Origin of the sequence: Mesorhizobium sp. M0208, from assembly GCF_040322015.1 — a bacterium.
GTDB lineage: Bacteria > Pseudomonadota > Alphaproteobacteria > Rhizobiales > Rhizobiaceae > Mesorhizobium.
On sequence record NZ_JAMYSP010000122.1, the window covers coordinates 1 to 689 of the forward strand.

Sequence of the window (689 nt, forward strand, 5' to 3'; positions counted from 1 at the left end):
CCATTGTCGACTTCAACAATCAGCAGGCCGATGGTCCGTCGACGGCCATGCTCTCCTCCGAACCGGTGACCGACAAGTTCGAGGCGTTCGGCTGGCATGCGCAGCGCGTCGACGGCAACGACATCGAGGCGGTCCGCAAGGCCTTCGACATGGCGCGCGGCCTGAAGGAACCTCGTCCGCGTGTGATCGTTTGCGATACGCGCATGGCCAAGGGTGTGCCATTCCTGGAAACCCGCGACATCACGCATTTCATCCGCGTCGAACCGCACGAATGGACGTTAGCGCTCGAAGCTTTGGAAAAGGGACGTCCGCGTTGAGGTTGTCAAAGTTCGCGCCGCGCCACGCCGCCAATGCCGGTGAGCGCAAGACCACATCGGCGATGATCGCGTCGATCGCGCCCGATGGCGTACCGACACGCAATGCGCCGTTCGGGCACACACTGGCCAGACTGGCGCACCAGCGGCCCGGGATAGTTGGCCTGACGGCGGACCTCGCGAAATACACCGATCTCCATGTCTTCGCACAGGAGCATCCGGACCGCTTCTATCAGATGGGCATGGCGGAGCAGGTGCTGATGAGCGCCGCCGCCGGCTTGGCGCGGGAGGGTTTTACGCCCTTCGCCACCACCTACGCCGTCTTCGCATCGCGACGTGCCTACGATTTCATCTGCATGGCGATCGCCGAGGAGA

General features: G+C 63.4%; 1 protein-coding gene and 1 pseudogene. Both read left to right on the forward strand.

What is annotated here, in order from left to right; all coding sequences use genetic code 11:
- Positions 1–317, forward strand: a 317-nt coding sequence (locus NKJ17_RS33915; protein WP_502906602.1) for a thiamine pyrophosphate-binding protein, incomplete at its 5' end; no start/stop codon positions are given.
- Positions 314–689: pseudogene (locus NKJ17_RS33920) on the forward strand (transketolase family protein); the annotation flags it as partial. The gene NKJ17_RS33915 and the pseudogene NKJ17_RS33920, both read left to right, overlap by 4 nt.